The organism is Thermodesulfovibrionia bacterium (assembly GCA_030646035.1).
In the GTDB taxonomy this organism is placed as follows: domain Bacteria; phylum Nitrospirota; class Thermodesulfovibrionia; order UBA6902; family UBA6902; genus JACQZG01.
Map to the genome: position 1 here is coordinate 94,303 of JAUSMY010000040.1, position 26,696 is coordinate 120,998.

The 26,696-nt window shown below is 44.3% G+C and carries 22 protein-coding genes and 3 rRNA genes; 10 read left to right on the forward strand and 15 right to left on the reverse strand.

Going from position 1 to position 26,696, the window contains the following annotated elements:
* Window positions 1-5: 5 nt before the first annotated feature.
* From Q7U10_06740 to Q7U10_06750, 3 genes are all read right to left on the reverse strand, one after another.
* A complete protein-coding gene (locus tag Q7U10_06740) occupies window positions 6-650 on the reverse strand; it encodes a TIGR00730 family Rossman fold protein (GenBank protein ID MDO8282306.1) in 645 nt (214 codons plus the stop codon).
* Window positions 651-681: 31 nt separating this feature from the next.
* Window positions 682-957, reverse strand: coding sequence for a hypothetical protein (locus tag Q7U10_06745; protein ID MDO8282307.1), 276 nt, complete (start codon window positions 955-957; stop codon window positions 682-684).
* Between the two features lie 129 nt (window positions 958-1,086).
* Window positions 1,087-1,686 (reverse strand): DUF3786 domain-containing protein, encoded by a 600-nt coding sequence (locus Q7U10_06750; GenBank protein MDO8282308.1) that lies wholly within the window; start codon window positions 1,684-1,686, stop codon window positions 1,087-1,089.
* 106 nt (window positions 1,687-1,792) lie between these two features.
* On the opposite strand from Q7U10_06750, the gene Q7U10_06755 reads away from it, so the two are divergent.
* On the forward strand, window positions 1,793-3,652 hold the full coding sequence (locus tag Q7U10_06755) for an ATP-binding cassette domain-containing protein (protein MDO8282309.1): 1,860 nt from the start codon (window positions 1,793-1,795) through the stop codon (window positions 3,650-3,652).
* A gap of 46 nt (window positions 3,653-3,698) precedes the next feature.
* A complete protein-coding gene (dusB, locus tag Q7U10_06760) occupies window positions 3,699-4,694 on the forward strand; it encodes a tRNA dihydrouridine synthase DusB (GenBank protein MDO8282310.1) in 996 nt (331 codons plus the stop codon).
* Window positions 4,695-4,712: 18 nt separating this feature from the next.
* On the opposite strand, the gene Q7U10_06765 is transcribed toward dusB, so the two are convergent.
* From Q7U10_06765 to Q7U10_06775, 3 genes are all read right to left on the reverse strand, one after another.
* On the reverse strand, window positions 4,713-6,329 hold the full coding sequence (locus Q7U10_06765; GenBank protein MDO8282311.1) for a CFI-box-CTERM domain-containing protein: 1,617 nt from the start codon (window positions 6,327-6,329) through the stop codon (window positions 4,713-4,715).
* 130 nt (window positions 6,330-6,459) lie between these two features.
* A complete protein-coding gene (locus tag Q7U10_06770; protein MDO8282312.1) occupies window positions 6,460-7,035 on the reverse strand; it encodes a Maf family protein in 576 nt (191 codons plus the stop codon).
* A gap of 31 nt (window positions 7,036-7,066) precedes the next feature.
* Window positions 7,067-7,561 carry a hypothetical protein gene (locus Q7U10_06775; protein ID MDO8282313.1) on the reverse strand — a complete coding sequence of 165 codons (495 nt, stop codon included), beginning with the start codon at window positions 7,559-7,561 and terminating at the stop codon, window positions 7,067-7,069.
* A 184-nt stretch (window positions 7,562-7,745) separates the two neighbouring features.
* Here Q7U10_06775 and Q7U10_06780 point away from each other — a divergent pair, with 184 nt between their 5' ends.
* From Q7U10_06780 to rpsU, 3 genes are all read left to right on the forward strand, one after another.
* The gene (locus Q7U10_06780; GenBank protein ID MDO8282314.1) at window positions 7,746-9,554 is read left to right on the forward strand and encodes a LysM peptidoglycan-binding domain-containing protein; all 1,809 of its coding nucleotides are present in this window, start codon (window positions 7,746-7,748) and stop codon (window positions 9,552-9,554) included.
* Between the two features lie 95 nt (window positions 9,555-9,649).
* A complete protein-coding gene (locus Q7U10_06785) occupies window positions 9,650-10,849 on the forward strand; it encodes a L,D-transpeptidase family protein (protein ID MDO8282315.1) in 1,200 nt (399 codons plus the stop codon).
* A 134-nt stretch (window positions 10,850-10,983) separates the two neighbouring features.
* Window positions 10,984-11,181 (forward strand): 30S ribosomal protein S21, encoded by a 198-nt coding sequence (rpsU, locus tag Q7U10_06790; GenBank protein ID MDO8282316.1) that lies wholly within the window; start codon window positions 10,984-10,986, stop codon window positions 11,179-11,181.
* Window positions 11,182-11,357: 176 nt separating this feature from the next.
* On the opposite strand, the gene Q7U10_06795 is transcribed toward rpsU, so the two are convergent.
* From Q7U10_06795 to hrcA, 8 genes are all read right to left on the reverse strand, one after another.
* Window positions 11,358-11,558: a cold-shock protein gene (locus Q7U10_06795; GenBank protein ID MDO8282317.1), complete on the reverse strand. Its 201-nt coding sequence runs from the start codon at window positions 11,556-11,558 to the stop codon at window positions 11,358-11,360.
* A gap of 158 nt (window positions 11,559-11,716) precedes the next feature.
* Window positions 11,717-12,727 (reverse strand): sensor domain-containing diguanylate cyclase, encoded by a 1,011-nt coding sequence (locus Q7U10_06800; protein MDO8282318.1) that lies wholly within the window; start codon window positions 12,725-12,727, stop codon window positions 11,717-11,719.
* Window positions 12,728-12,869: 142 nt separating this feature from the next.
* Window positions 12,870-13,442 carry a YcbK family protein gene (locus Q7U10_06805; GenBank protein MDO8282319.1) on the reverse strand — a complete coding sequence of 191 codons (573 nt, stop codon included), beginning with the start codon at window positions 13,440-13,442 and terminating at the stop codon, window positions 12,870-12,872.
* A 190-nt stretch (window positions 13,443-13,632) separates the two neighbouring features.
* The gene (locus Q7U10_06810; protein MDO8282320.1) at window positions 13,633-14,373 is read right to left on the reverse strand and encodes a 16S rRNA (uracil(1498)-N(3))-methyltransferase; all 741 of its coding nucleotides are present in this window, start codon (window positions 14,371-14,373) and stop codon (window positions 13,633-13,635) included.
* Window positions 14,374-14,438: 65 nt separating this feature from the next.
* A complete protein-coding gene (dnaJ, locus tag Q7U10_06815) occupies window positions 14,439-15,533 on the reverse strand; it encodes a molecular chaperone DnaJ (GenBank protein MDO8282321.1) in 1,095 nt (364 codons plus the stop codon).
* A 12-nt stretch (window positions 15,534-15,545) separates the two neighbouring features.
* Window positions 15,546-17,471, reverse strand: coding sequence for a molecular chaperone DnaK (dnaK, locus tag Q7U10_06820; protein ID MDO8282322.1), 1,926 nt, complete (start codon window positions 17,469-17,471; stop codon window positions 15,546-15,548).
* 36 nt (window positions 17,472-17,507) lie between these two features.
* On the reverse strand, window positions 17,508-18,077 hold the full coding sequence (grpE, locus tag Q7U10_06825; protein MDO8282323.1) for a nucleotide exchange factor GrpE: 570 nt from the start codon (window positions 18,075-18,077) through the stop codon (window positions 17,508-17,510).
* Between the two features lie 13 nt (window positions 18,078-18,090).
* A complete protein-coding gene (hrcA, locus tag Q7U10_06830) occupies window positions 18,091-19,122 on the reverse strand; it encodes a heat-inducible transcriptional repressor HrcA (protein ID MDO8282324.1) in 1,032 nt (343 codons plus the stop codon).
* Between the two features lie 375 nt (window positions 19,123-19,497).
* Between hrcA and Q7U10_06835 the strand changes: the two genes are divergently transcribed.
* From Q7U10_06835 to rrf, 3 genes are all read left to right on the forward strand, one after another.
* Window positions 19,498-21,052: ribosomal RNA gene (locus Q7U10_06835) — 16S ribosomal RNA — on the forward strand.
* A 133-nt stretch (window positions 21,053-21,185) separates the two neighbouring features.
* Window positions 21,186-24,161 (forward strand): 23S ribosomal RNA (locus Q7U10_06840).
* 167 nt (window positions 24,162-24,328) lie between these two features.
* Window positions 24,329-24,443, forward strand: a 5S ribosomal RNA gene (rrf, locus tag Q7U10_06845).
* Together the 16S, 23S and 5S rRNA genes form the textbook arrangement of a ribosomal RNA operon.
* Before the next feature lie 471 nt (window positions 24,444-24,914).
* On the opposite strand, the gene Q7U10_06850 is transcribed toward rrf, so the two are convergent.
* A complete protein-coding gene (locus tag Q7U10_06850; GenBank protein ID MDO8282325.1) occupies window positions 24,915-25,817 on the reverse strand; it encodes an acyltransferase in 903 nt (300 codons plus the stop codon).
* A gap of 191 nt (window positions 25,818-26,008) precedes the next feature.
* Between Q7U10_06850 and Q7U10_06855 the strand changes: the two genes are divergently transcribed.
* Together Q7U10_06855 and Q7U10_06860 are read left to right on the forward strand one after the other, a co-directional pair.
* Window positions 26,009-26,335: a hypothetical protein gene (locus Q7U10_06855; GenBank protein ID MDO8282326.1), complete on the forward strand. Its 327-nt coding sequence runs from the start codon at window positions 26,009-26,011 to the stop codon at window positions 26,333-26,335.
* Window positions 26,332-26,556: a DUF1653 domain-containing protein gene (locus Q7U10_06860; protein ID MDO8282327.1), complete on the forward strand. Its 225-nt coding sequence runs from the start codon at window positions 26,332-26,334 to the stop codon at window positions 26,554-26,556. The genes Q7U10_06855 and Q7U10_06860 overlap by 4 nt, the downstream gene beginning before the upstream one ends.
* Window positions 26,557-26,696: the final 140 nt, after the last annotated feature.

A 26,696-nucleotide genomic window follows, 5' to 3' on the forward strand; every position in this document is an offset into this window, starting at 1 on the left:
TGGATCTATTTTGATTCGAAGTGCTTTCTGTGTTCCTTCAGTATCTTGCAGACATCATCAACATCATCGACAAGAGAGATCAATCCCATGTCTTCAGGATCGATAGCGTTATTTTTGACAAGATTATTTTTGAACCAGTCTACGAGGCCGCCCCAGTAATTCTTACCGACGAGGACGATCGGGAAAGTGCCTATCTTATGTGTCTGTGAGAGAGTCAGCGCTTCAAATAGTTCATCCATAGTCCCGAAACCGCCCGGGAATATCACAAAGGCGCTGGCATACTTTATGAACATAAGTTTTCTTACAAAGAAGTACCTGAATGAGAGCGAGATATCCTGGTATTTATTCGGTATCTGCTCTGCAGCTATCTCGATATTAAGGCCGACCGACTTGCCGATGCCTTCCTTTGCCCCTTTATTTGCGCCTTCCATTATGCCGGGCCCGCCGCCGGTTATGACTGCAAAACCTTCTTCCGAGAGCTTTCTCCCGAGGTCTACCGCCATCTCGTAATAAAATGATCCAGGCGTCATCCTGGCGCTGCCGAAGATGCTTACAGCCGGCCCAAGGTCATGCAGGGTCTCAAAGCCGTCAACAAGTTCAGACTGTATCCTGAAGATGCGCCAGGGTTCAGAATTTTTCAGATCATCCATAATATACCTTTTGTTTAAAAGCGATGGAGCTTTATTTTGGGATCTCAAGCTTCTGAGGTTCGCAGAGCAGTTCAGAATTGATCGCGACCTTTCCGCATTTTTTGCACTGGTACCTGTCTGTGTGCACTTTGTTGTGGCAGAATGACGGCGGATGGACACCTGCACTTCCGCACCAGTCAGCCTTCTTTACCATACCCTGTACTTTGCAGATATTGTTTTGATCAAGCGCTACAGCTCCGCAATTTGCGCATACAAACGCGCGGGTCTCTTTTGGAAGGGGGACATGCACCTTTTTTTCTTCTGACATTTCAGCCTCCTTTAAAGTATTACAGTTTTAGGATTAATAGAGGTAAGTAATATAATGAAATATAACATAAGGGTGCGCATTTTTTCACTTTGAATGATAGGAATTAAAATACGTTGCGGCAGCGGCGGGTTACATCATTATCAGCAAACTCATCATGGCGATAGACCAGATGATATCAATCGGCAGCTGAAGTTCTGAGCTGGAATCAAGCAGAAGATCAAAGCGGGCGGGAAACTCCTCATCTGCCTGCCATAATATCAGTATGACCGGGAATTTTGGAAAAGGGTGGAGCTTAAGAGACGCATCACCAAACTTTAGTTCTTCACCGCCAAGTTCCTTCCCTTTCTTTAAAAAGGCGTCAGCATCATTGCCGTATCTTTCAGCAAGTTTATCAAGAGGCAGCAGGTGAGACCCTCTGAAGAAGATATCTCCGCCTTTTAAGTTTAAGGGTTTCAGTAGTTCCCCTGAAAGCGGTATGTTCTTAAAGTTAACGAGATATGAGATCATAGACAGCCTTGAAAAGTAACCAAGCCTCTGAAGTATGATCTCGCTCAGATTGGAATTTCCGGAAAACATCTCATCTTTGGGAAAGACTGTGATGTCAGTTCCAAACGATTTCATATGATAGGTTTCTGATCTATTATCAAAAACCACCCCGGCCGATTCGCAGACATTTTCAGGCGAAAGGCGCCTCAGATCATCCCATCCCTTTTTTTCTCCTGACGACATGGTTTATTATACTAAAGTAAGTTTCTTAACGCCTCGATATAGAATATCAGTCAAACTGACTATCCCGTAGCAGCGCTTCGAGGATTCTTTTGATTAAAGGAATAATATGATACAGGTCTCTAATTTAGAAAAGTCGTACGGCAAGCAGACACTATTTGACAATGTAAGCTTTACCATCGCTCCGGGTGAACGCATCGGGCTGGTCGGCAGGAACGGGCACGGCAAGTCCACATTTTTCCGCATGCTGATCGGGGAAGATCATCCTGACTCAGGCATCATCAATGTACCAGACCACTATTCCATAGGCCATCTTTCTCAGCATCTTCGCTTTACAGAGAAGACAGTCTTGAAAGAGGCATGCCTCGGGCTTAAGCCGAATGAATACGGCATTGATGAGACATACAAGGTTGAGACTGTCCTTCATGGGCTTGGGTTTTCTGTGGCTGACATAGAGCTTGACCCGAAAGACCTTTCAGGCGGGTATCAGGTAAGGCTGAGCCTTGCAAAGGTACTTGTTTCTGAGCCGAACCTCCTTCTGCTTGATGAGCCTACAAACTATCTTGATATCGTATCTATCCGCTGGATAAAAAAGTTTCTGAGCAACTGGAAGAATGAACTTATCCTTATCACACATGACAGGAGTTTTATGGATACGGTTATCACTCATACAATGGCCATTCACAGGTGTAAGGTGCGCAAGATGATCGGTTCAACTGATAAGCTCTATCAGCAGATCCTTATGGAAGAGGAGATACATGAGCAGACGAGGGTGAATGAGGCAAAGAAACGGAAAGTGACTGAGGATTTTATAAACAGGTTCAGGGCAAAGGCTACGAAGGCAAAGGCCGTGCAGTCGAGGGTGAAATCACTCGAAAGGAAGGGAGTCCTGGAAAAACTTTCTCATATTAAGAACCTGGATTTTCAGTTCAAGAGTGCGCCGTTCAATGGGAAGAGGCTTCTTGAGGTGCAGAATCTCTCCTTTTCATATGACAAAGACACGAAGCCGTTAATAGAGGACTTCAGTATCGCTGTGGGCAAGTTTGACCGTATAGCGATAATAGGCCAGAACGGTAAGGGGAAGACCACTCTTTTGAGCATTCTTGCCGGAGAACTTTCGCCCCAGAGCGGGAATATCAGCCCTCACCCTGCCATGAAGGTTGCCTACTTCGGCCAGGCAAATATTGAGCGGCTTAATCCTGAACTGACCGTTGAGGAAGAGGTTGCGAGTGTTCAGCCTGAACATCACAGGACATCTGTCCGCAGCATATGCGGCCTTATGATGTTCAGCGGAGACGATGCTTTAAAAAAGGTAGACGTGCTTTCAGGAGGTGAAAAGAGCAGGGTGCTTCTTGCGAAACTGCTTGTCAGCCCTGCCAATATGCTTATGCTTGATGAGCCGACCAACCACCTGGACATGGAATCCGTTGACTCGCTTACAGAGGCTATAAATGATTTTGAGGGCGCTGTCATAATAGTCACTCATAATGAGATGCTTCTTCATGCCATGGCAACAAGGCTGGTGGTTTATGATGGGGGGAAGGTGACCCTTTTTGAAGGCACATATCAGGACTTCCTCGACCGCGTGGGCTGGAGCGATGAGGGCGAGGTAACTCTCTCTGCAAGCAAGCCTGATGCTGCTCCTATTAAGCAGATCAATAAAAAAGAGATGCGCCGTCTCAGGGCTGAGCTGGTAACAGAGAGGTCAAAGGCCACAGTTGAGATGAAGAAGAGGATCGCTGAGATCGAATCAACTATCACGCAGCTTGAGAAGAAGGTCAGTGATGAGAGCCAGGAACTTATCAATGTATCGCACAAGGGTGATAGAGATTCTATAAGCCGCCTCTCGAAGTCTATCGATAATTCAAAAGGCAGGATCGAGGTGCTCTTTATCGAGCTTGATGAGCTTACAGCGAAGCACGAAAAAAGGTTGAAAGAATTTGAAGAGAGGCTTAACGAACTGTCATAGTTCATGAAACCGGTTCAGGGGACAAGGCCCTGAATATCACAATATAATGCTTAAAATCGGAAACCTCGAATTGTCTTCAAACCTCATCCTTGCTCCACTCTCTGGAATAAGCGACATGCCTTTCCGCATGATCAACCGTTCTTTCGGCTGCCAGTTCGCGTTTACCGAGATGATCAGCGCTCACGCTATTGTTCAAAAGAGCAAAAAGACGGAGTCTATGCTTGTAACAATTCCTGAGGACAGGCCTCTGGGTGTGCAGCTTCTTGTCAGTGAGCCAGATTACATTGAAAAGGCGATTGAAATTATTAATAAGCATGAATTTCCTCTTCTTGACATCAACTCTGCATGTCCTGCAGGCAAGGTGACACGCAGCGGCAAAGGCGCAAGCATGATGAAAGACCCTCAAGGATTAAGAGAGCTTCTTAAGATCGCTGTCAGGAATTCCAGGGTTCCGGTCACTGTAAAGATAAGAGCCGGATGGGATAAAGATTTGGTCAATGCCAGGGATGTAGCTCTTCATGCTCAGGATGCCGGCATAAGCGGGCTCTTCATCCACGGCAGGACAAAGAAGCAGGGTTACAGCGGGAGTGTTGACTATGAGGTGATAAGAGAAGTTAAAGAGGCGCTGGATATTCCGGTCATCGGAAGCGGTGATGTCTTTTCTCCTGAGCTTGTAAAGAAGATGTTTGACGAGACCGGCTGCGACGGAGTTGTGATCGCAAGGGGCGCGCTCGGTAACCCGTGGATATTCAGGGAGGCTGAGGCATTCCTGAAAGACGGCTCAATATTGCAGCGTCCTGATATTGATGAGATAACCGATGCCATATCAAGGCACATGGAGATGCTGATCCATCTCTATGGCGAGAGTAGAGGTGTAATGGTATTCAGAAAGTTCTTTGCCTGGTATCTCAAAGGCCTGCGGAATATTAAACCTCTAAGAGAGAGGGGATTTAAAGCGGTCACACGAGAAGACATTGTGGTGCTGATTGAGGAACTTAAAAGTTCTGAAAGAACAACTCATGCCCTTGAGATGCCTGATTGATATTTAGTTATTATGGAGTTATGACTTGTTGTGCTGCCGGTGTCTTATAAAAGATATGAGGAAGGCTGTCAATAATAGTATGAAAATTATTGTTAAAAGCGGCCCAAAATATAACAAGCTCCAGCTCATGCCTACAAGCGGCAGAAGGCTCCAGCGAACCATTGCACGCAGTGTTGCATGCTTTGCTATGAAGTCGGCGATCGGCGGGGAGTATTTATAATAAGTCTGTACAAATGAATTGCCGATCTCATTTGTTATCAAAAACCTATCGCGGAAGTTACGGAGTATCTTCACATGTGGTTCCATAAGAGATCCGTAAGCAGCAGTAGCTATAAAGCATCCGCTCTTGTTATCAGCATTTGAAACTACTGAACCTGAGGATGAATTCTCACCAAGCCCTGACGGGTCTGAAATTATACCGTTTGCAATACCATCATCATCTCCACGGCCGCCGTCGATAAAATGGAGCGTGACGGTGCTGCCGTTTATCTCAGCGCCTGTCTGCCCGTCATACATGAACTCATGCCATCCATCAACCGGGCTATATTTATACCAGACATAACCGGCAGGAGCAGGTTCAGGCAGGTTGATAGTCACTGTAGCTGGGTCACCATGGTTAGGAACTGCTACTTCTATATCAAATAAACCGAATATGAGATTATCCGGTTTGCCTGCTGTATCCTCAATGGTATTTGGGTCAATATTGCGGAATGTCCTGAGGTCGTTGTCACAATTTACTATGTTTGTTATTTCTGAATTTACCGTCGTTATTAGAGTTGAACCGGTACCGGAAGTTGCATTTGTAATGGAATCTACTAACTGAAAGGTTCCGTCAGAAATCTGAAATCCGTCAGAATCTATGGTGGCTTCAAACGGCACAATTGATATCGTACCTATAGCTGTTAGTACAGTGTCAGAGATCAGGTAATTTGGATCAGTTAAGGAACCTCCGTTGCTTAAGATAACATCCTCACCTTCTAAACCAACAATAGAAATGCCTCCGATTATTGTTATCTCTCCAGTGGTGGCAATTATATCGTTGCCGCCACTTATAGGTGTGGCGATTATTTCATCACCGGGTGTACCAATTATGTCATCGTTGAAAATGTCTAAAAGACATATGGAGAAAAGTGTAATATTTGAATTAGAACTATTGGAATTAGAACGAAAAGTTATAATAATACTTGAATCAGTACATGCAGAACCAAGAGAAGTAATAAGTCCATTATTTGTAGTTATTAAAAAGTCGCCTGTTCCATGAACCGTAAAATTCTGAATAGTAATGTGTGAATTTGAGTCATTAGCAAGGTTAGTAGTGTCTAAGTTTATTACTGTGTCGTTTATGCCGGTGTTAAGTATTGTTGAATCATTACCTGCGCCATTTATCGTAAGTGCATAATTTTCAGTAGTTGGGATATAAGAAAGTGTCTCAGAAAAGTTGTAGTTTCCTGCAGCAATGTTAATAGTATCGTTCTGAAGGTTGTTAGCGGCAAGGTCAAGGGCGCTCTGAAGATCGCAGTCGAGGTCGGAGCAGTTAAAGTCTGAGGCAGGGGTGACGCTTATAACTGCCGCATGTGAAAGATGAAGTGGAAGAAGCAGTAATAATGCTGTCAGAAAAATTATCTTCTTTTTCATTATCTCTAAATGTGGTTGGATATCTTAGAGCTTAAAATTATTATCAAGCCTGCAAGATCAGATGTATAGGAACATATTAGTGGATGGCTATATTTTTGTCAATCTTTATTTTACAGATGTAAAAATGTCGTTACAGAAGCTCTACTCCGAACTTCCTGAGGCAATCAGCCAGGGCGGCAAGCGGCAGGCCGATCACGTTAAGGTAATCACCCTCTATCTTCTTCACAAGGAGCGCCCCAAGTCCCTGAATGGCGTATGCGCCTGCCTTATCAAGAGGTTCTCCTGTTTCAATATAGCAGTCTATCTCATTTGCAGTGAGCTTTTTGAATGTTACTTTTGTCTCGACCGACCTTGATACCTTTTTGCCTGTAGCGGTATCGATGATCGTAAAGCCGGTGATAACAGAGTGGGTTTTATTGTTGAGCATCGCCAGCATCCTCTTTGATTCTGTTTTTGTGTGAGGTTTTCCGAGGATTTTACTTTTATAAAGAATGAATGTATCAGCAGCGATGATAAGCGCGTCTCTATGTCTCACGGCAACTGATTTTGCTTTTTCGTGGGAAAGAAACTTTGCAAGCTGGTGTGGCTTTAATTTCAGGGAGAGGTCTTCTTCATAATCACCGGCATCAATCCTGAATTTGAGCCCGGCGTTCTTGAGTATCTCTTTTCTTCTCGGGGATTTTGACGCGAGTATTATCTGCTTCATTATTGCGATGGCCTTGATTGAAAATAATTATTTAAAGGAGAGATTGCAGTTCTTCCAGCGACTTTGTCAGGCTGTCGGAGTTTTTTAGAATTCTTTCGTCAAATTTCTTGATGTGTCTATAGTAAATAGAAACATCCTGCTCACTGTTTCTGTATGTTTCTCTGCCTCGGATCTGCTCGTTGATGGAATCTACCGCATGTGTGGTGTGGCGGAGTTTTGTGAGGGTCTCTACTTTTATCACTACGTTAGGAATATTGACCTTTATCATATCTTTGATGTTCGCCTGAAGGGGGATTAAAGTATGTATGATATTGTTTTCTTCAAAGATGGTGTCCAGTTCCTCTATAAGGAGTTCCTTATTTGCTTGAAGCGTTGCCAGATTATGTGATAATTCTTCTTTCACAGCAGATAATATCTTTCTTTCTCCCTGCCTGGCCAATCTTCGGATATTAAATGTATCCCAGAGCATTGCCAGTACAAGGCCTGATGTTATCCCTGCAATAAAACCTTTTAACCATTCTGTCATGTTAACTTTCTCCAGGACAAGAAAAGGAAGAATTAATAAGTATGTATGATATGTTCTTTCTTACCGTATTAACAGTAATCTACTATTTTTACTATCACATGTCAATAAGTTTCGCTAATTATTGTAGCGTTATGGTTGCCATTTATCATATATCTGTATATCATATATAAAACATTTTCTATTTATGAAGTACTTTGCCCCCATAAACCTTTTAGTGATCTTCTCTCTTTTAATACTTAGCTGTGTTACGCCTAACAGTAATTATTCATCTGAGATCAATGAGAGCCTGAAAACTTCGGAACTTTCCAAATCTGTCGTAAATCTTCCTGGTGATAATGAAGTGGAGTCCCCCATGTTTTCAACGCCGGAAATCCGTGCCGACATTACTTCGGAAACCATCACACCTGCTTTAACAGAAAATATTGCATCTCCTTTGGCTGAGGTAGAAGAGGAGAGCGGGCAAAACCTGCTTGATACTGCGCTTGATTTCTGCAATGCATCTCAGGAGTCATGGGCAGACGGCAACTTTGAGGAGGCAATAGAGGCTTTGGATCAGGCATATAACATGGTGCTGAGTGTCGATACTGAGAACAACCCCACGCTTATCCAGCAGAAAGAAGACCTCAGGTTCTTGATCTCAAAGAGGATACTTGAGATATATGCATCACGATACACCGCAGTCAATGGCGAACATGAGGCCATTCCTCTGATCTTGAACAAGCATGTTCAGCGAGAGATCGAACTTTTTCAGGGGTATGAGCGGAACTTTTTCATTGAATCATATAAGCGCTCGGGAAGGTATCGTGAGAAGATCGTTAAGGCATTAAATGAAGCCGGCATGCCGGAAGAGCTTTCATGGCTGCCGCTAATTGAGAGCGGGTTTAAGGTGAGAGCGCTTTCAAGTGCCAGAGCTCTTGGACTGTGGCAGTTCATTCCTTCAACCGGCTATAAGTTCGGGCTGAAAAGGGATAACTGGATAGACGAGAGGATGGACCCTGAAAAATCAACTGCCGCTGCCATAGCTTACATGACCGAACTTCATAATATATTCGGCGACTGGACTACAGTTCTGGCAGCTTACAATTGCGGAGAGGGCAGGGTGCTCCGGCTGATCCGTGACCAGAGCATAAATTACCTTGATAATTTCTGGGATCTTTATGAGAAGCTTCCCAATGAGACAGCTAGATATGTTCCGAGGTTTCTTGCCACGCTTCATATATTAAAGAATCCTGAAAAATTTGGTTTTACACTTGAGGAGCTGGATGAGCCTGCTGTGTATGAGACGGTGACTGTTGAGAAGATATTGCAGCTTAAGACGTTAGCTTCTGTATTAGATGTGCCATATGAAAAACTTGCTGATCTGAATCCGGAACTCCGTAATCAGGCTACTCCTTCCAAGCCATATCCATTAAGAGTTCCGCCCGGAATGGAGAATATATTACTCTCTAAACTTGATAATATACCGATATGGTATCCTCCTGAGAAGGTCTATGTATATCATAAGGTAAAAAAGGGCGAGACATTATCATTGATAGCGTCTAAATACAGCACAAGTGTGCAGAATATCGCCAGGACTAATAATTTAAAAGGGAAGAAGCTCAAGGTAGGGCAGAAGCTTAAGATTCCCAGTGGAAGCGAAATAATAGCCGGTAACCCTGTAACCGCTGTATCTGTTGAGATTCCCTCGGACGGGATTTATCGCGTTAAAAAGGGAGATTCGTTATGGAAGATAGCCAGTAAATTCAATACGGATACTAATACCCTTAAGCGTATAAATAATATGAGCACAACGCAACTTGAAGTTGGCCAGGTAATTAAGGTGACGGGGTCACTTACTGAGGTTGCATCTGATGGTAAGTATCGCGTTAAAAAAGGCGATTCATTATCGTTGATAGCTAAGAAATTTAATACGGATACAAAGGCGCTTCAGCGTATCAATAATCTGCAAAGCACAAGCCTGAAAGTAGGACAGGTTCTTAAGATTGGTAAATAAGTATCACGCATCCTTAGTCGGCCTTTCTATAAAAGAGTGACCTTCTTTATTTTTTTTCATATTAAATCTGATACTATTCAGCTAAAATTATCTCAATGAAGAACAGTTTATTTACGATAATATTTGCCACAGTATTAATTCTCTTATTTGCATCTCCCATTCTCACATCAAATGCTGAACTGGCTAACTCTGTACCCGTTGCCGGAATGCTTCCTCCAGGTGAAAGTTATTCAGAGCTCAGGAAGGCACTGGCTGTATACCATTCGATAGCTGAAAAGGGCGGATGGCCTGAATTGCCTCAGGGACTTCTGCTTGCTAAAGGCAAAATTGACAAACGTGTTATTGTTCTTAGGAAAAGGCTTCTTATATCAGGCGATCTTGAGCCTGATAACGCTAATGGTAACGTATTGTTTGATCTGGCTCTTGAAGAAGCAGTCATAAGGTTTCAAAAGAGGCATGGCCTTAATGCAGATGGACGTGTAGGCAAAAATACGCGGAATGCTTTAAATGTCTCAGTCCAGTCACGTGTGCGGCAGATTGAGCTTAATCTGGAGCGCTTGCTTTTAAACAGGAACACCTCTTTGAATCGTTATGTAATGGTTAATATCGCTGATTTCAGGCTTGATGTAATTGAAAAAAACAGGAGTGTTATGTCTATGAAGGTTATTGTTGGAAAACCTTCCTGGAAGACTCCAGTTCTTGATGAAAAAATGACCCATATTGTTTTTAACCCTTCATGGAACATACCGGCAAGTATTGCAATAAAAGAGGTGCTGCAAAAGATCAGATCGGAAAAAGATTATCTAACGACTCAGAATATAATTGTTCTTGACGGTTTTGGGGATGATGCACAGGAGATAGCCTCTGATTCCATTGACTGGTCAAAAGTATCAGATGATAACTTTCACTATAATCTTCGACAGAAGCCAGGGCCTTTAAACCCTCTTGGCCGAGTAAAATTTGTTTTCCGCAACAGGTTTAATATTTACATGCACGACACCCCTTTTAAAGAGCATTTCAGAAATGACACACGTGGTTTTAGCCATGGCTGCATAAGGCTTGAAAGGCCTATAGAACTTGTTGAGTATTTGCTCAAAGACGATCCTGAATGGCCGGCTGAAAAAATACAGGAAGCAATAAGTAAAGGAAAAGAGAGGTATGTGAAACTTGCAGAATCAGTTGATGTTAATATTATTTACCTGACCGCATGGGTTGATCAAGAGGGTCAGATTCAGTTCAGGAACGACATATATGATAGAGACATGAAACTTGACAAAAATCTAAAAACTCAATAATTAGCTGATTTATTTAACGGCGTGGAAAGAATAAATTAATTAATGTATAATTTAACTTTCTCAAAATCTAAATATGAAAGTGGGGATGTAGTTGTTTATTAGTATAATTATGGTGAGGAAGGAGTTGAAACTGTTTGGATATTAAAGTTCATGGAAGCGATATCGAAAAAGCGTTAAAGATCTTGAAACGCCAGCTTCAGAAAGAAGGACTTTTCAGGGAGATTAAGAATAGAAAGTTTTACGAAAAGCCTTCAGAGAAGAAGAAGAGAAAGAGGATCGAAGCAAGAAAGAAGAGGATGAAGGCGTTAAAAATGAGGACCGAAACAAAGTAACTAATTAGTTTTTGTCATTTAGTTTTATTTAAAAAGACCGGCTCCGCTGCAAAGCAGAGCCGGTCTTTTTTGTTGTTAGAAATTATTTCAGGCGCGGAAAAAAGAAATGGGATAAATTGATTAAGTAAAGACAAAAAACCCCTGCATTAAATGCAGGGGTTTTTTAAGTTAGAAAGTTAGATTTTTACAACATTAATAGCTTTAGGGCCCTTTTCGCCTTCTTCAATATCAAAAGACACTCTCTGCCCCTCAGCCAGGGTTTTGTAACCGTCTCCCTGTATTGAGGTATGGTGAACAAATACATCACCGCCATCCTCACTTGTGATAAAGCCAAACCCCTTGGAATCATTAAACCATTTTACTGTTCCTTCAGCCACTTCTGTACCTCCTTTAAATAGATGTTTCTGTTTGATTTAACTACTCAAGTTCTTGGTAAGCAATAGCAAAAAATATGTGATTACTAATGCCCCCAGAACTTTCGGAGTAAAATAACATGTTTTCAGAAAATAAGTCAATGGATTTATTAAATCAATGGTTATGTAAAAGAAAAACCCTTCACCATATTCCTTCCGCTCTCTTTTGCATTATACAGTGCTCTGTCTGCGATACCTATGAGTTCTTCACATCTGATATCCCTGCCACCCCCGTCATAATATCCGATGCCAACACTAACTGTAATATTTATTTCACCAAAATCTGACCTTTCAATCGTGCTCCTGAGCCTCTCTCCAATCTCCATACCGTACTGATAGGAGGAATATGGGAGTATCAGAGCAAACTCCTCACCGCCATATCTGGCAGCTATATCCGTGACCCTAGTAATGTTTTTAATTATCTCAGCAATTCCCTCGATAACCTTACTGCCTACAGGATGGCCATACCTATCGTTTACTTTTTTAAAAAAGTCTATATCCATCATTATTACGGAGATAGGATAATGATATCTCAATGACCGGGCTATCTCCTCCTTAAGCCTTAATTTGAAATACTTTTGATGATACAGTCCGGTGTGGCCGTCAGTAACCGCTTCCTGATACAGGTTGGCATTCTCAATTGCAATAGCGACCTGATTTGCAAAAGTCTGCAGTATCATCACATCATCATTGTCAAAATTGCCATCTATTTTGTTGATAAGCTGAAGTACACCGATAATCTTATCTTTATCTCTGACAGGGACACAGACCATGCTCCGTGTGTTGAATCCGCTAATCTCGTCTATTCCTATATAAAACCGTTTATCTGATGACACATCATGAATTAATACAGGCTGGCTGTTCGTTGCAACCCATCCTGCAATGCCAAGATCCTTTTTGAACCTCACCAAATTGATTTCATCAGACTTATTACCTACAGCAACCTCAAAAAAAAGTTCATCAGAATCCTGATCAAGTAGCAAAAGGCTCCCGGCTTCCACGCCTAAAAGCTTTATGGCTGATTCAACTGCCAATTTATTAACTTCAGCAGAATCAAGCGATGAAGTCACAAGGGCGGTCATCTCTATCAATGTGTTAAGTTGCTTTAAGCGTTTGTCATTTAACTCTTTCATCTTATTATTACGTGCAATTATTGAACGGCAGTTGTTGTCTCAAAAAAAAGATATTATAAATTTCAATGTAACGAGTTAAATTTACTCTCTTATGACATAACTCATGGAGTTAAATAGATAAAATTAAAAAGCGGAGGAACTGCTACCAGTATCTGACACTGCCGATATCAACATGGACAAAGTTTGATCGAGGGTAGTAGCCTACCCCGCCGGCCTTCAGTTTTTTTGCGATATTCCTTAAAGATTCAATACTACGCCCGGGCACCTTAATGTCCACAGCCATTCCATAGATATGAAAACTGTTACTGCCAACCCCTCTGCTTGTCTTTCTTAGCATCGCGTTTGTCTCGGGTGACCGGTATCCAGATGTTACATGAAAAGGCTGTCTGGCTTTCATATTTTTGTTAATGACATACAGAAGATCCAATAGTTTGGTGTCAATCTCTTTTATACCGCCTGTACGATAGTCACGCAAGATAAAATTTATCTCAGCAAGTGATTCAGGGATATACGCGTCATTTTGCCAGTAAACAGTCTTAAGCTTCTCGTCAGTATGGATGTTATAAAAATATAGGGATCTTTCAGGAACCTTCATTTCCTCAAGGGATGCTGTAACATATGAAGGAAAAAGAGTTGCGGTGACTGTTGCAGCCCCCAAAGCAAGAAAACTTCTGCGGCTTAGTCTATTATTGTTACATGATTTATCCGGTTTCATAGCAGATTCCCAGAAGGACTAGCTTAATTGTAATATTGTTTAGCTATAATTAGCTGAAAGTATGGTATTAAGATTTTAAAGAAAAATAATTTAAAATGCAACCAAAAAATGGAAAGCACAGTTGCCCGTTAAGGATGTAAATATGGTAACTCCTTGAATTATAGGCTAATTATAATTTGAGTATCATTCATCAGCCGACATCCCCCAAGACATACTGGATTATGCTTATTGCCGTTATTGGAGATGTTTCAGTCCGGAGTGTCCTTGGGCCAAGCGATACCTCAGTGAATCCTTTAGCAACAACGATAGATATCTCTTGTTTTGAGAACCCGCCTTCAGGCCCCACAAGGATTGTAATGTTTTTAATTTTGTGACAATTATTCAAAACTTGTTTTAAATTTCTTTCTTCTAAAGATTCAGAGAAGAGAAGCTTTAAAGATCCGATATCTTCTGCAGTGTTAGGTTGGGTATCACATAATTTATTAAAATCAATAGGTTCAATAATCTCAGGGACAATCTCTCTTCCTGACTGCTGCGAAGCAGACAGGGCGATCTTTCTCCATCTTGAGACTTTGTCGCTAGTTCTTATCTGAGACCTTTCGGTAATCAGAGGAACAATTTTGTTTACCCCAAGTTCTGTTGATTTCTGGATTATATGATCCATCTTGTCCCCTTTAGGGAGCCCTTGGATAAGGGTGATTGAGATTGGAGATTCTGATGAATACAATTCTTCTTTGATATTTTCAACAGTTATTGCTTTTTTATGAACAGTTATAATCTTGCAGATATATCTCTTCCCATTTCCGTTGAGAATGGTAATAAATTCACCTGGTTTAGCTCTTAATACAAGAGATAGATATCTTGCGTTTTCCCCTGTGATGATGATCTCTTTTGAGAGAAGCTGTTCAGGTGGGAGGAATATTCGAGCCATAACTAATTATGAGTAATAAAGTAAGAATAAGTTAGGAAAGATATTTCCATAATTGATAATTATTCTTACGCCTGATGCTTGCCAAAGATATCTTTTACTTTGTCCATGAATTTTTTAGATATATCATCCCCGCTGATCTCTGCAAACTCTTTAAGAAGTTCTTTCTGCCGTTTGGTTATTTTCTTGGGCACATCCACTACTATGGTTACGTACTGGTCACCTTTGCCGTAACCGCCCAGCTTTGGGACACCCTTTCCCCGCAAATGGAATATCTTGCCCGAAGGTGTTCCTGAAGGGATATTTAATTGCTCTTTACCGTCTATCGTAGGCACTTCTATTTCAGAGCCAAGAACAGCCTTGACAAATGAGACGGGAACCTCACAATGGAGATCGTTACCTTTACGCTTAAAGAAAGGGTGGGGCTCTACATTTATAATGACATAAAGATCTCCGTTAGGCCCTCCATGAATCCCCGGATCACCCTCTCCTGACACTCTGAGCCTTATACCTGTATCCACTCCTGCCGGCACTTTCAGGTTGATCGAGCTCTTCTTTTTTATCTTGCCGATGCCTTTGCATTCAGAACACGGGTCTGTGATGATCGATCCTTCGCCTTTACATTGGCCGCATGTCCTTGCCATTGTGAAGAATCCCTGCTGAATTCTTGTTTCTCCAGTGCCTTTACATGTTGAGCAAGTTTCAGGTTTTTTTCCAGGTTTAGAACGGGAGCCATTACAAGACCGGCATGTTTCCCATCTCGGCAGATTCAGCTCTTTCTCAACACCGTATACTGCTTCATGCAGGGTCAAGTCAAGGTCATATCTAAGGTCATGTCCCTTTGTAGGCCGTGTTCTTCCGCCTGCAGTACCGCCAAAAAAGCTTCCGAATATGTCTCCAAAAATGTCTCCAAAATCAGACGATCCGTTGAAACCGCCACCCATGCCCTCTGCTGAGCCGAACTGGTCATAATTGGCTCTCTTATTCTGATCACTGAGGCATGAGTAAGCCTCATTGATTTTCTTGAACTTCTCTGTGCTCGCATTGTCACCCGGGTTTCTGTCAGGATGGTACTTGAGCGCAAGTCTCCTGTAAGCTTTTTTTAATTCATCTGCTGATACGCTTCTCTCAACTTCTAAAATACTGTAGTAGTCTTCGCTCAATTGTTAATTTCCTTATTTATCTTTATCAGTTTCTTCAAATTCTGCGTCAACAACATCATCTTTTTGCCCTTGATCTGAAGAAGCTTCCTGATTTCCTCCATGCTGAGCACCTGCCTGTTCTGTTCCTGCAGAGGTTGTCTTATATATCTCTTCAGCAAGTTTGTGCGATGCCTTAGTCAGTTCTTCAACCGCTTCCTTCAGCTTGTCAGCGTTATCCGTAGTCTCTTTCAGGTTTTTACATTTATCAATTGCGTCATTAAGCTTCTTCTTCTCTTCCTCTGATATCTTGTCCCCATGCTCTTTAACTGACTTCTCTACAGAATAGACAAGTGTATCAGCCTCGTTCTTTGCCTCTGCAAGTGCGCGCCTCTTTTTATCCTCTTCAGCATGAGATTCTGCGTCAACGGTCATCTTCTTTATCTCTTCCTCAGATAATCCGCTTGTGGCTGTGATTCGGATAGACTGTTCCTTGCCGGTGCCCTTGTCTTTTGCAGCTACATGCAGTATTCCATTTGCATCTATGTCAAAAGCTACCTCTATCTGAGGAACGCCTCTTGGGGCAGGGGGGATACCAGCAAGCTCAAAATTACCAATAAGCTTATTGTCATTTGCCATCTCCCTCTCTCCCTGGCATATTTTTATCGAAACAGCAGGCTGGTTGTCCGCCGCAGTAGAGAACACCTGACTCTTCTTTGCCGGGATGGTGGTATTTTTTTCAATGAGCTTAGTAAATACGCCTCCTAATGTCTCAATGCCGAGTGAAAGAGGGGTTACATCAAGGAGCAGCACATCCTTTACGTCACCCTTAAGCACGCCTCCCTGAATAGCAGCTCCGGCAGCAACTACTTCATCAGGATTAACACCTTTTGAAGGCTCTTTTCCAAAGAAATCCTTGACTATCTGCTGAACTCTTGGAGTTCTGGTCTGCCCGCCGACAAGTATTACTTCATGTATGTCGCTTGGTTTAAGGCCGGCATCGGCAAGAGCGGTTTTGCAAGGCCCTATCGTTCTGTCGATAAGGTCACCAACAAGCTGTTCAAGCTTGGCGCGTGACAGCTTTATTACAAGATGTTTCGGCCCGCTAGCATCGGCGGTAATGAACGGAAGGTTTATTTCTGTCTCCATAGCCGTAGAAAGCTCAATCTTGGCTTTTTCAGCATTCTCTTTAAGTCTTTGCAGTGCCATCTTATCATTATGAAGGTCGATCCCTGAGTCTTTTTTAAACTCATCAACAAGCCAGTCCATGATCTTCAGGTCAAAGTCATCACCGCCAAGGTAGGTATCACCGTTAGTGGATTTAACCTCAACAACTCCTTCACCGATCTCAAGGATAGATACGTCAAACGTTCCGCCACCGAGATCATAGACTGCGATCATCTCCTCTTTCTTTTTGTCCATGCCATATGCAAGCGCTGCTGCGGTAGGTTCATTTATTATCCTAAGGACATTCAGGCCTGCTATCTTTCCTGCATCTTTTGTTGCCTGACGCTGACTGTCGTCAAAGTATGCAGGAACTGTTATGACCGCATCTGTCACTGTTTCGCCAAGATAATCTTCAGCAGCCTGTTTTAATTTCTGGAGGATCATGGCTGATATCTCAGGCGGGGAATAGGTCTTTCCGTGCGCCTCTACATGTGCATCATTGTTTGATGCTTTGACTATTTTATATGGTAGTTTTTTTATTGCCTGTTTTGATTCGTTGGAATCAAACTTTCTTCCCATAAGTCTTTTGATCGAGAATATGGTATTTTCAGGGTTTGTTATTGCCTGCCTTTTTGCAATCTGGCCTATCAGCCTCTCTCCTTTATCTGTGAAAGCGACTATTGACGGTGTTGTCCTGTTTCCTTCCTGGTTTGCTATTATTGTTGGCTCACCGCCCTGCATAACTGCTACTGCCGAGTTGGTAGTTCCAAGGTCAATACCTATTACTTTTCCCATCTTTCTTTACTCCTCCTGTTTATTAATATTGTTGGATTATTTTTGTTTCAACTCAGTTTCTTTAGCTTGAGAAGGTTTTTTCGAAACTTCCACTAATGATGCTCTAAGCAATCTGTCTTTTAACATATACCCTTTTCTGTGCTCTTTTACCACAATGTTTTCCTCAACCTCATCTGTCTCTATCTGAGATATTGCATGGTGAACAGCTGGGTCAAAAGGTTTATTCTTTGCTTCGATAACAGTTAACCCGAACTTTTCTAAAATGGTCTTTAAATCCTTTAAAGTTAATTCTACTCCTTTTGACAGTGATTGTGAATTTTGTTCATCTGATGAATGCTGAAGCGCAAGTTCCAGATGGTCAATAACACTGAGGAGGTCTTCAATTATTCCTGCGTTTGCGTATTTGAGAAACTCCTGCCTGTTCCTTTCTGCAATCCTCTTATAGTTTTCAAAATCAGCGTATAGCCTGATATATTTGTTATTCGATTCAGCAAGTGACTCCTCAAGTTTCTGGATACTCGTTTCTTCAGAACCTTCTGTGTCAGGGTTGTAAACATTATTATATACAGTATTTTCAGTGCGTTCCTTCTTTTCTTCTTCAGTCATGAATTGTTTCTCCTTATGCGTCAGACATGATTTCTGTCAGTGTTTTGGCTGTATGGGCAACCATAGGTATCAGTTTTTTGTAATTCATACTTGTAGGGCCGATAATACCAATGGTACCAAGTGTATCCTTATTATCTCTGTAGGTAGAAGCGACCATGCTTAACTCTTTCATAGTTGGGAAAACACTCTCCATTCCGACAAACACCTGGACGCCTTCGGAATTGCTGACCTTCTGCAGCATCTTTAAAAACAGATGTCTGTCTTCAATAGCCTGCAGAATCTCTTTTATCTGTTTCAGATTGGCGAAGTCGGGCAGATAAGATGTGCCAGCAAGTTCATTTATGTCAAGGTTGTCGGATTCATTGCTTATGAAATCTTTGCACTGAGTCAGTATGTCTTCAATATATTCATTCCTTGATTCTTCATCCTTTAGTCGTAATGATAACTGTTCTTTTGCCTTACTGAAAGAAAGGCCTTTGATCAGGTTAGTTAGGTAACCTGATAATACATCTAGGTCACTTTGTGAGAGTGGTCCACTGAAATTAAAGAAGTTGCTTCTTACGCTCTCATCATCTGCTATCAAAATGCACAAGACCTTGTTGTCCTCATACTTGATAAGTTTAATATGTTTTATCAGCAGCTGTTCTGCTATTGATTGTGTAGCAATGGAAAGGTATCTGGAGTATAATGATAGCGATTTTGCCGCTTCTTTGATGAGTTGAGTCGCATCATCTTGGATAAATAGAAGCCTCTTCGTTAGGTTATCAAATATAGTCTTGCTTACAGCTAACTTGCGTTCCTTTAGTAATGAATTGACATAAAGTCTGTATCCTCTTTCAGTAGGTATTCTGCCTGCTGAAGTATGAGGCTGTTTTACATATCCCATATCTTCCAGAGATGCCATAATGCTCCTGACAGTGGCAGGTGAAAGGCCAAAAGAGAACTGCTGAGTAACTTTTATTGAACCTACAGGAGCATTTAACGTGGTATAACTTTGTATAATTGCCCAGAGGATTTTTCTACTTCTTTCGCTGAGTTCGTCCATATTGATTAGCACTCTTTATGTTAGAGTGCTAAGATTATAACAACTAATATTAATGAGTGTCAAGAAGTGCAGGGGCCGTCTTTTTGCCATTAACTTTCCTAACATTAAGCAAAAACTTATACCTGAGTTATATAATAAGAAGCAATAAGTAAATGTTTCTATAGTAATTTGTTTTATTGTTGATGTTCACCGCCTTGTTTGAATTGTCTGATTTTTCCATTTATTTGTTGTCTACTTTTTAAATTAAATATATTTTTTTTATTTGCCATTGACGTTAATTTTTTTATGTGCTATATTACTAAGCTGTCTTAAGAGTATCACTAAAAGACAGACCGCTCTTTGAGAACTTTAAAAAGTAGGTCTACAAGTCAATTAATTAATGAGAGTTTGATCCTGGCTCAGAATGAACGCTGGCGGCGCGCCTAACACATGCAAGTCGAACGGGGTTATAGGGAAAAGCTGACTTCGGTTGGTGGATCGCTATGACCTAGTGGCGAACGGGTGAGTAACGCATAGGAAATCTGCCCTTAGGATTGGGATACTCCCGAGAAATCGGGCTCAATACCGAATATGATTCCGAGGTGAAATGCCTTGGAATCAAAGCTGCGAGCAATCGTGGCGCCTGAGGATGTGCCTGTGTCCTATCAGCTAGTTGGTGAGGTAATGGCTCACCAAGGCTAAGACGGGTAGCCGGACTGAGAGGTCGATCGGCCACACTGGAACTGAGACACGGTCCAGACTCCTACGGGAGGCAGCAGTGGGGAATTTTGCGCAATGGGCGAAAGCCTGACGCAGCGACGCCGCGTGGAGGAAGAAGGCCTTCGGGTTGTAAACTCCTTTAGTGCGGGAAGAAGCCGCAAGGTGACGGTACCGCAAGAATAAGCCACGGCTAACTCTGTGCCAGCAGCCGCGGTAAGACAGAGGTGGCAAGCGTTGTTCGGATTTACTGGGCTTAAAGCGCGCGTAGGCGTCCTGATAAGTCAGATGTGGAAGCCTTGGGCTTAACCCAAGAATTGCATTTGATACTGTCAGGATTGAGTCATGCATAGGAGGGCGGAATTCCTGGTGTAGCGGTGAAATGCGTAGATATCAGGAGGAAGGCCGGAGGCGAAGGCGGCCCTCTGGGCAATGACTGACGCTGAGGCGCGAAAGCGTGGGTAGCAAACAGGATTAGATACCCTGGTAGTCCACGCCCTAAACGGTGGGTACTAGGTGTGGGTGGCGATAGTCATTCGTGCCGTAGGGAAACCATTAAGTACCCCGCCTGGGGAGTACGGTCGCAAGATTAAAACTCAAAGGAATTGACGGGGGCCCGCACAAGAGGAGGAGCATGTGGTTTAATTCGACGCTACGCGAAAAACCTTACCTGGGCTTGACATGTTTGTGGTAGAAACCCGAAAGGGTGACGACCCCGGCTTCGGTCGGGGAGCTTGCACAGGTGCTGCATGGCTGTCGTCAGCTCGTGCCGTGAGGTGTTGGGTTAAGTCCCGCAACGAGCGCAACCCTCATTCTCTGTTGCCCAGCAATGGGCTCTCTGAGAAAACTGCCGGCGAAGAGCTGGAGGAAGGTGAGGATGACGTCAAGTCAGCATGGCCCTTATGCCCAGGGCTACACACGTGCTACAATGATAGATACAAAGGGTCGCAAATCCGTGAGGTGAAGCTAATCCCATAAAATCTATCTCAGTGGGGATCGGAGTCTGCAACTCGACTCCGTGAACGTGGATTCTCTAGTAATCGTGGATCAGCACGCCACGGTGAATACGTTCCCGGGCCTTGTACACACCGCCCGTCACACCACGAAAGTCTGTTGTACCCGAAGTGGGTGAGCTAACCAGCAATGGAGGCAGCCTCCGAAGGTATGGCCGGTGATTGGGGTGAAGTCGTAACAAGGTAGCCGTAGGGGAACCTGCGGCTGGATCACCTCCTTTCTAAGGAGATAGGTATGTAAAAGTGACATTCATTGTCACACAAAAAAATCTTGTAGGCCTACTTTTTAATATCTTCAAACAGTCCCGATACGTCGGGATATGTTCTTTGATAATTGTGGAATTTGAGTAATGAGGTCAAGGAAGTAAGGGTATATGGTGGATGCCCAGGCATCAGAGGGCGATGAAGGACGTGATTAACTGCGATAAGCCACGGGGAGGAGTTAGTATCCTTTGATCCGTGGATTTCCGAATGGGGAAACCCATCCCGAGTAATGTCGGGATATCTTATGCTGAATACATAGGCATATGAAGCGAACCCGGCGAAGTGAAATATCTCAGTAGCCGGAGGAATAGAAATCAACCGATATTCCCTCAGTAGCGACGAGCGAAAGGGGAAAAGCCCAAACCCAGACTACAACTAAAAATTAAATAATAATATGTTTTAATTTTTAGTTGTAGTCTGGGGGTTGTAGGACCACATAAGTAGGACTGTTATATGATAGTCGAATGAGCTGGAAAGCTCGCCCATAGTAGGTGATAGGCCTGTAGGCGAAATCATATAGCTACCGAAGTGGTATCCTGAGTACCACGAGGCACGAGAAACCTTGTGGGAATCTGGGGGGACCACCCTCCAAGGCTAAATACCTGCTGATGACCGATAGTGAACCAGTACCGTGAGGGAAAGGTGAAAAGAACCCCGTTGAGGGGAGTGAAATAGAACCTGAAACCATATACTTACAATCAGTCAGAGTCCCGATTCGTCGGGATCATGGCTTGCCTTTTGATTAATGAGCCGGCGAGTTACTGAATGCAGCAAGGTTAAGGCCATAACGGCTGGAGCCGTAGGGAAACCGAGTCCTAATAGGGCGATTTAGTTGCATTTAGTAGACCCGAAACCAGGTGATCTACCCATGGTCAGGGTGAAGTGCCGAGAAGTCGGCATGGAGGCCCGAACTGGTGTCAGTTGCAAATGGCTCGGATGAACTGTGGGTAGTGGTGAAAGGCTAATCAAACCTGGTGATAGCTGGTTCTCCCCGAAATGTATTTAGGTACAGCCTCATGTATGCCTTGAGGAGGTAGGGCACTGGATGGGCTAGGGCTCTTTATAGAGTACCAAACTCAACCAAACCGCGAATGCCTTAAGGTTTAGCATGGGAGTGAGACTGCGGGTGCTAAGATCCGTAGTCGAGAGGGAAAAAGCCCAGAACGTCAGCTAAGGTCCCTAAGACAGAGCTAAGTGGAAAAGGATGTGAGATTACATAAACAGCCAGGAGGTTGGCTTAGAAGCAGCCATCCTTTAAAGAAAGCGTAATAGCTCACTGGTCAAGTGATTTTGCGCCGAAAATTTATCGGGGCTCAAGCTCTGCACCGAAGCTACGTACTTTTCCGATTCGTCGGGGGAGTGGTAGGGGAGCATTCCATTTGTCGTTGAAGCTATAGCGTGAGCTGTGGTGGAGAGCATGGAAGAGATTATGCCGGCATAAGTAGCAGTAAATCAAGTGAAAAACTTGATCGCCGTAAACCTAAGGTTTCCTGGGCTAGGATAATCCTCCCAGGGTTAGTCGGGCCTAAGTCGAGGCCGAAGGGAGTAGACGATGGACAACTGGTTAATATTCCAGTACCATCTGTGATGCGTTTGACCTACGGGGGGACGCAGGAGGATAGGAGCAGCCGGGCGTTGGTTGTCCCGGTACAAGCATGAAGGGTGGTGGTTAGGCAAATCCGGCCACCGTTAGCCTGAAATGTTACGTGGATCCCGGGTAATTCCGGGAGAACTGACTGATTCCACGCTGCCAAGAAAAACCTCTATGGGAGTATCATGGATGACCGTACCGCAAACCGACACAGGTAGGTGGGTAGAAGATACCAAGGCGAACGAGTGATCCCTCGCAAAGGAACTCGGCCAATTTGCCCCGTAACTTCGGGAGAAGGGGTGCTCCGAGCAATCGGAGTTGCAATAAAGAGGCTCAAGCGACTGTTTAGCAAAAACACAGGTGTCTGCGAACTGGAACACAGGATGTATAGACACTGACGCCTGCCCGGTGCCGGAAGGTTAACAGGAGGGGTCAGCCGCAAGGCGAAGCTCTGAATCGAAGCCCCGGTAAACGGCGGCCGTAACTATAACGGTCCTAAGGTAGCGAAATTCCTTGTCGGGTAAGTTCCGACCTGCACGAATGGCGTAACGATTTGAGCGCTGTCTCTGCGAGGGGCTCGGCGAACTTGAGGTACCGGTGAAGACGCCGGTTACCCGCGACAAGACGGAAAGACCCCGTGCACCTTTACTATAACTTGACAGTGAATTTTGGTGACACATGTGTAGGATAGGTGGGAGGCTTTGAAGCTTTGACGCAAGTCAGGGTGGAGCCGACCTTGAAATACCACCCTTGTTTTATTGAGATTCTAACTCATCCCCATTATCTGGGGAGAGGACACTGTCTGGCGGGTAGTTTGACTGGGGCGGTCGCCTCCAAAAATGTAACGGAGGCGCCCAAAGGTCTCCTCAGGCTGGTCGGAAATCAGCCGTCGAGTGTAATGGCATAAGGAGGCTTAACTGCGAGGCAAACAAGCCGAGCAGATGGGAAACCAGGGCATAGTGATCCGGTGGTTCTGTGTGGAAGGGCCATCGCTCATCGGATAAAAGGTACGCCGGGGATAACAGGCTGATGGCGTCCAAGAGTTCATATCGACGACGCCGTTTGGCACCTCGATGTCGGCTCATCGCATCCTGGGGCTGAAGTAGGTCCCAAGGGTTGGGCTGTTCGCCCATTAAAGCGGTACGCGAGCTGGGTTCAGAACGTCGTGAGACAGTTCGGTCCCTATCTGTCGTGGGCGCCGGAGACTTGAGAGGAGCTGTCCCTAGTACGAGAGGACCGGGATGGACGAACCGCTGGTGTGTGGGTTGTTCTGCCAAGAGCAGTGCCCAGTAGCTACGTTCGGACGGGATAACCGCTGAAAGCATCTAAGCGGGAAGCCCACCTCAAGATAAGGTCTCCCTGGGAACTTGATTCCCCTGAAGAGCCGTTGGAGACTACGACGTTGATAGGTTCGGTGTGGAAGCGCGGCGACGCGTGTAGCTAACGAATACTAATTGCTCGAGAGGCTTGACTATATAACACCCAAGCAGTCTGCGCAGGCAGACGGGTGTCAAGGTGCGCCGTACCAGGAGCGCTTGACCATCCTGTAAAGTGAACGCAACCGGACTCCAGACTCAATCAGAACTTGTACAGACTTCGGCTGCTGATCCCCGCAATACGGGACAGCGCGCCAACCAAATTGTCTGGCGACCATAGCGAGTGTGAACCACCTGATCCCTTCCCGAACTCAGAAGTGAAACCACTCCGCGCCAATGGTAGTGTGGCATTCGCCATGTGAGAGTAGGTCATCGCCAGACATCAAATACCAAAAACCCCTTCAGGGTTACCCTGAAGGGGTTTTTGATTTGCGGGGATCTAAAGCCGCCACATAACTAGCCCCTGGCTGGAGGCTGGCAGCAGTGAGGTTGTTCTTGAAAGTAGTACTGTAACGGCGTCGATGCCGGTTCGTGGCGGGAAGATGCAAGGTATCCATGTGCTTACCCGACACATAACTCCGCTCGGCCTGATAGCCGAAGACAGCGATCGGCGGCCCTCCGTCCAAATATATGCTAATGCATGCGAAACAATATCAATGCTTGGCACTGCCCCTCTCGGGACCCAACTCTTTGATTGCTGTTAAGGCCTCGGTTGGAGGAAGGCTGTGAGAGTCAGGTATCAATGTTCCGCCTGAAAGAAGTAGACAGCATACTTACAGGGGTGACACACCGTGCACGGTGGTAGGGGCTGACGTACAAATGGTCTTCGAAGAAGCTGCCCAAAACTCACTTCTATTCTGCCTTCGCCATCTCTTCAAGGATGCCATCCTTTTCCAGCCAGATTTCATGAATCCACTCCTGAAACTGTTTTCGGAAGACAGGATCATTCTCATAATCACCAACCTTCATTTCAGCTGGAATCTGGAGTGTTCGGATATGTACATGCACATCTGTACAAGAACCTGACATGAAGTCCCAGAAAGAAAGCTCTTTGCGATGTTCGCCGGGGTAGAAGATGGTGACATCGACTAATGTATCGATTTCATCGGCCATGACGTTCACGGCATATGCCATGCCGCCGGATTTAGGCTTGAGTAAATGTGTAAACGGTGACTGTTGTTTGTCGTGCTTGGCTTTGGTGTATCGCGTACCCTCCAGAAAATTCATGATGGATACAGGCGTGTGGCGAAACTTCTCGCAAGCTCGCTTGGTGATCTCAAGATCTTTGCCTTTAAGTTCGGGGTGTTTGGCTAAGAACTCTTTCGAGTAGCGCTGCATGAACGGAAAATCCAGCGCCCACCAGCACAAGCCAATTACCGGGACCCAGATCAATTCTTTTTTCAGGAAAAACTTAAGAAATGGTATTTTTTTATTGAATGTTTTTTGCAGCACAAGAATATCGGCCCATGACTGATGGTTGGAGATGACCATGTACCAACCTTCATATTGCAGGCTTTCGAGGCCCTGAACGTGGTAACAGGTATCATGAGTCAAATCAAGAATTGTGCTGTTGATTGAAATCCAGTTCTCGGAAATCCGGATCAGCCCGTGTGAGCATAAAGTTTGCCACTGCTGCACCGGAAGCAGCTTCAGTCCGGCAATACCAAGGAGAGGAATGCTATGCAAGATGGTGTTCATTCCCAGTAGGCTGTAGTTCAACATGCCCTTGATGGGGGAGGGGAGTTTCTTGAGCATCAGGGTTCTCCGTGTGGAATGAGTCATTGTAAGCAGTGTAATCAAAATCAATAAATGCACAAGTGTCTTTTATTTGTGAGTGCATACATTGATGGAGTTGCCAAAGGGGAAGGCTAAGTGAATGTGATGGCGTGTCAGTGCAAACTTTGTCATAGTCGCGATACGAAAGAGAAACTCAAGGGCAGGCGCAGATGACAACTGAGAACGAAAACAAAGAAGCAGTCAAGTATGTGATTGCTGAAAGGCAATTGCTAGCCAAAATGAAAAGTGGTGAGGTTCGGCTGATCAAAATGCAGATTGGTCTGCCTGAGCCATTGGAAAACAGATGGATAGCGGAAATAGCCTTGGATGGGTTGTATCCGAATGTCGTCAAAGTACCTGGCGTTGATTCTTTTCAATGCCTTAACCTGTGTTTCGGTGTGGTGCGAACAGCTCTGGAAAAGTTTGTCGAAGCTGGTGGGTTGTTGTATTGGAAAGATGGTTCCGGACCATTGGGTCTGGTGGATATTTTTTCATGAGTGTGTGCCCCGGGGTGTACAGGCATTACAAGGGCGCGTTGTATCAAGTGTTTTTTTCAGCAAAGCATAGTGAAACCGAGCAGATACTTGTGGTGTACAAGGCGTTGTATGGTGAACAAGGGATGTGGGTTCGCCCGCTGGATATGTTCACCGAAACCATAGTTGTGGCAGGTCGGGAAGTCCCGCGTTTTGAATTGCTCGACCCTGGGGCTGGCAGCTGAGGGGGTGTGCGGAACTTTGTGTAAACGGGGTTTCGTTAAAACGGTAGCATCCGGTCTTCGTACTGGATGGTGAATCGATTCAGCGCGGCTTTCCAGTCCCGGATCGGCATTGTCCACTTCTTGCTGATGTTCCGGAGCGC